This is a genomic window from Curtobacterium sp. 18060 (genome assembly GCF_902706105.1).
Classification (GTDB): domain Bacteria; phylum Actinomycetota; class Actinomycetes; order Actinomycetales; family Microbacteriaceae; genus Curtobacterium.
The window spans coordinates 1-4399 of the sequence record NZ_CACSJV010000094.1; the positions used below are offsets into that span (position 1 = coordinate 1).

5 protein-coding genes are annotated in these 4399 nt (G+C 73.6%); 3 read left to right on the forward strand and 2 right to left on the reverse strand.

Going from position 1 to position 4399, the window contains the following annotated elements; all coding sequences use genetic code 11:
* Window positions 1-3: 3 nt before the first annotated feature.
* Both GVL05_RS19595 and GVL05_RS19600 read right to left on the reverse strand, forming a co-directional pair.
* A complete protein-coding gene (locus GVL05_RS19595; protein ID WP_200849284.1) occupies window positions 4-1248 on the reverse strand; it encodes an MFS transporter in 1245 nt (414 codons plus the stop codon).
* Window positions 1245-1886, reverse strand: a complete 642-nt coding sequence (locus GVL05_RS19600; RefSeq protein ID WP_123292442.1) for a GntR family transcriptional regulator — start codon at window positions 1884-1886, stop codon at window positions 1245-1247. Before GVL05_RS19600 ends, GVL05_RS19595 begins: the two co-directional genes overlap by 4 nt.
* 139 nt (window positions 1887-2025) lie before the next feature.
* Between GVL05_RS19600 and GVL05_RS19605 the strand changes: the two genes are divergently transcribed.
* From GVL05_RS19605 to GVL05_RS20310, 3 genes are all read left to right on the forward strand, one after another.
* Entirely contained in the window at window positions 2026-2772 is a 747-nt protein-coding gene (locus GVL05_RS19605; protein ID WP_123292443.1) for a phosphotransferase enzyme family protein, read from the forward strand.
* On the forward strand, window positions 2769-3860 hold the full coding sequence (locus GVL05_RS19610; protein WP_159574226.1) for a winged helix DNA-binding domain-containing protein: 1092 nt from the start codon (window positions 2769-2771) through the stop codon (window positions 3858-3860). Before GVL05_RS19605 ends, GVL05_RS19610 begins: the two co-directional genes overlap by 4 nt.
* Window positions 3861-3955: 95 nt before the next feature.
* A partial coding sequence (locus GVL05_RS20310) for a DnaJ domain-containing protein (RefSeq protein WP_159574227.1) occupies window positions 3956-4399 on the forward strand: 444 nt, incomplete at its 3' end.

Sequence of the window (4399 nt, forward strand, 5' to 3'; positions counted from 1 at the left end):
CGCCTACGCCGTCGGCAGGTACCGCCGCGACGACACGAGCACCGCGCACCACGACACGACACCGAGTCCGACGATCACCCAGAGGACGACCGGCAGCGCCACGACGTTCGCGATCGCCGCGATCACGGCTGGCGCCAGGAACCCCGCGTACGCCGCCGCGTAGAACACCCCGGTGAGGCCGGCCAGGTCGCGGGACCCCGCGATCCGCTGCACCTCGAGCAGCGACGACACCAGGGCGAGCCCGATCCCGACGCCGATGACGACGTTCGCGACGAGTCCGACCACGACGGACTGCAGCTCGATCGCGACGACGACCACGGCGATGCCGGCGGTCATGCACGCGAGGGCCGTCGTGAGCCCGCGGGCCGAGGTCAGCGAGTGCACGCGCCGCGCGAGCGGTTGGACCGCGCTGGACACCCCGAGGGCGACGACGGTCGCGGCGGTGGCGAACAGCAGGCCCCACGCGCCGGTGGCTCCGGTGAGCCGGGTCGGCAGGTAGCCGTACCCGATCGCCGCCGAGCCGAAGATCCACGGGGCGGTGACGAGCACCACGCGGGTGAACCGTCGGTGCCCGGCGCTCGGTACCCGCAGCTGGCGCCACCACGGACCGGGGACCCCGCCGGAGCGGTTGGTCTCGGGGGTGCGCCAGACGACGACGGCGAAGGGCAGGGCGACGACGATGTGGACCAGGAAGGGCAGCACCTCGGGGATCGGCCCCCACTGTGCGATGAGCCCGGCCACCAGCGCGCCGGAGGCCGAACCGAGCGTGAACGCCAGCGAGGCCCGGCGGGCACCGGACCCGGCGTCGGCGGATGGGTCGAAGCGTCCCTGCGACAGCTCCTTGACCCAGCTGTTGCCGACGGCCATCGCGATGCCGACGGTGATGCCGGAGAACAGTCGTCCGGCTGCCAGGAACCCGGGGCCGAGCGGTCCGAGCGCGAGCAGTCCGCTGCCGACGACGGCGGACACGATGGCGGCGAGCATGAGGGGCTTGCGGCCGTGCCGGTCGGACAGCGACCCGGCGACGAGCAGCGCCGGCGCGAGCCCGAGCACGTAGACGCCCAGGAAGACGTTGACGACGACCGACGAGTAGTGCTCGCGGCCCTCGTACATGAGCAGCAGGGGCGAGAACTGGTTGCCGCCCCACGAGCAGACGAACACCGCGCCCCACACCGCGACCCAGGGCATCACGCGCGCCGAGGGGACGGACAGCGAGCCGGTGGTGGGGATGCTCCCCGTCGCGCTCACAGGGCACCCCGGTGCGAGGCGACGTGGGCGTGCAGGACCTCGGCGTAGCGGGCCGAGTCGCCTGCTGCCAGGGCTGCCGCGAGGGCTCGGTGGTCGTCGAGCGAGGCCTGCAGCTGCGACGGCTGCACCCGCATCAGCTGGTGTCGGAGCCGGTTCTGCCGGTCACGGAGCGTCTGTGCGAAGCGCACCGCGATCGCGTTCCGCGACGCGCCGATCACCGCACCGTGGAACGCCGCGTCGACCTCGATGAACCGGTCGACGTCGCCCGTCGCGACCGCCTGCTCCTGCTCCGCCAGCATGGCCTGGAGGCCCGGGGTGACGTCCGCCACGCGGCCGTCGGTCACGACTCGGGTCGCCGCCGTGGCCTCGATCGCCTCGCGCATCTCCAGTACGTCCGCCGCCTCGTTCGGGGACATCGGGCGCACCACCGCACCCTTGCGGGACTCCAGGGTGAGCAGGTCCTCGGCGGCCAGGCGCAGGAAGGCCTCGTGCACGGGGGTGCGGGACACCCCGATCTCCTGGCACAGGGCGTTCTCGCTGATCGCGGTCCCACCCGGGAGGTCGCCGCGGATGATCGCCCGCTTGACGTGGTCGTACGCGCGGTCGGATGCGGCCTGGGTCGTCGTGTGCTGCTCCACGGTGAACGATCGTACGCCCTTGCACGCAACGCTGCATGCCGTCACGTGACGTGTTGTTCACACCACCGGGTCACACGCGGCGGCACACGTCGATACGCTGGCCGGACGTCAACGGAGACGCACACACAGGAGGTTCCCCATGGAGCGGATCACCAGGGCCGACGACCGAGTCCACCGCCCGGCCGGACCGTGGACACCGACCGTCCACCGGCTGCTCGCACACCTGCACGAACAGGGGTTCGTCGCGGCACCGGAACCGATCGAGCACGGCGACACCCTCGAGACGGTGTCGTTCGTCCCCGGGGTCGCGGGGGAGTACCCGTGGACCGAGGACGTCGCGAGCGAAGCCGCCCTCGTCACGAGCGCACGGCTGCTCCGGCACTTCCACGACGCCGCGACCACGTTCCCGCGTGACGGGGCACGCGACTGCTGGTCGCAGGCCGAACGCACCCCCGTCGAGACGATCGTGCACGGCGACTTCGCCCCGTACAACTGCGTCTACGACGGCATCCAGGCCGTGGGGCTCATCGACTTCGACACCGCACACCCCGGCCCCCGGGTCTGGGACGTCGCGAGTGCCGTGTACCGGTTCGCCCCGTTCACCACCGGCGCCGTCGAGGGCATGACGGCCCCGGACCTCGACGACCGGCTCGCCCGTGCCGCGGAGTTCTGCCGCGCCTACGACCTCGACGACCGCTCCCGCAGCGTCCTCGCCGAGACGATGGCCGCGTCCCTCGTCGCGATGGTCACCACCATGGAGACCGAGGCCGCCGCCGGCAACCCGAAGTTCGTCAGCGACCTGGCGCACGGGCACGCCGACCTGTACCGGGCCGACGTCGCCTACATCGAGCAGCACGCCGACGCCATCGCCGCCGCCGTCGCGTGACCCCGACCCCTGCGCAGCTCCGCACGCTGCGGCTCGCCGCGCAGGGGATCGCCGTCCCCGGCCTCAGTCCCACCGCGGCCGTCGAACGGATGACTGCCGTGCAGGGGCAGGACCTCGGCCAGGTCCTCTGGGCCATCGGGGTCCGCACACCCGGGGCCACCCGTGACGACGTCCGCGCCGCTTTCGACCGCGGCGAGCTCGTCCGCTCCTGGCCGATGCGGGGCACCCTGCACGCCATGCGCCCCGACGACCTCCGGCTCCTGCTCTCCCTGACCGCCGAACGGACCCTGCGCAGCATCGCCCGACGCGCCACCGAACTCGGCATCGACCAGCGCTTGCTCGCCCGAGCACGGGACACCACCGTCGCCGCACTGTCCGGCGGCCGCGCCCTCGTCCGCGACGAACTCTTCGACGAGTACCGCGCCGCCGGCATCGACCCCACCGCCGGCCGCGGCTACCACCTGCTGCTGCAGCTCTCGCAAGAGGGACTCGTCGCCTGGGGGCCCACCGCCCGCGTCGGCCAGGGCCTCGTGCTCCTCGACGAGTGGGCACCGGCGCTCGCCGAGGTCCCCGACCGCGACGAAGCACTCCGCCGGGTCCTGCTCGGCTACCTGCGCGGCCGCGGCCCCGCCACCGAGGCCGACGCCGCCAGCTGGACGAAGCTCCCGCTCGGCGACCTCCGCCGTGCCCGAGCCGCCGCCGGCGACACCGTCGAGGACCTCGGCGACGGACTGCTCGCGCTCGCCGACCGTCCCACCACCAGTGGCACACCCACCGGCCACCTGCTGCCCGGGTTCGACGAGTACCTGCTCGGGTACGCCGACCGTTCCGTCCAGCTCGACCCCGCACACGCCGACCGGGTCGTCCCGGGCTCCAACGGCATGTTCCTGCCGATGGCCGTCGTCCGCGGGCGGGTTGTCGGCACCTGGAAGCGGACCGAGCGCGCCAGCGGGGTGGCCGTCACCGTCACACCCTTCGCGGCACTCGACACGGCATCGGTGCGCGCGCTCGAGGCGGCCGCCGCCCGGTACGCGCGGTTCCTCGACGCGCCCGTCGCGTTCGGGGTGGTGGAGGCGACCAGCCGCTGACCGCAGCTTCCCTCGCCAGCTCCACCGCACCTCCAGGCCGTCCCCAGCATCCACGCGGCGGACTCGTACCCTGCCTCGGGTAATGTCGCAGGGCCATGACCGACAGCCCGGCCGACGCCACCCCGTACGAAGTCCTCGGCGTCCCCGCGACCGCCGACGACGACGCGCTCCGCCGCGCCTACCGGCGCGCCGCCCGCGAATCCCACCCCGACCTCGGCGGCGACGCCCAGCACTTCCGCCGCGTCCAGCTCGCCTGGGAACGCATCGGCACGCCCGCAGCACGCCGCGCCTACGACGCGGGCTCCCGCGGATCGTTCAGCAGCAGCGGCGCCGGTCCGTTCAGCACGTCCGGTGCGTCCGGTTCGTCGACCGGGAGGCCCGACACCGGTCGCGACGCCTACGCACCCCCGTCAGCCCGTCGCGACACCCGCCCCCGCGCCCGGTCCCACGGACACCCCGGCGGACGCTCCCGCGAGGTCTTCCTGCAGGCAGAACGCGAATGGGTCGGCCTCGGCGACCCCATCGAGGACCCCTACGAC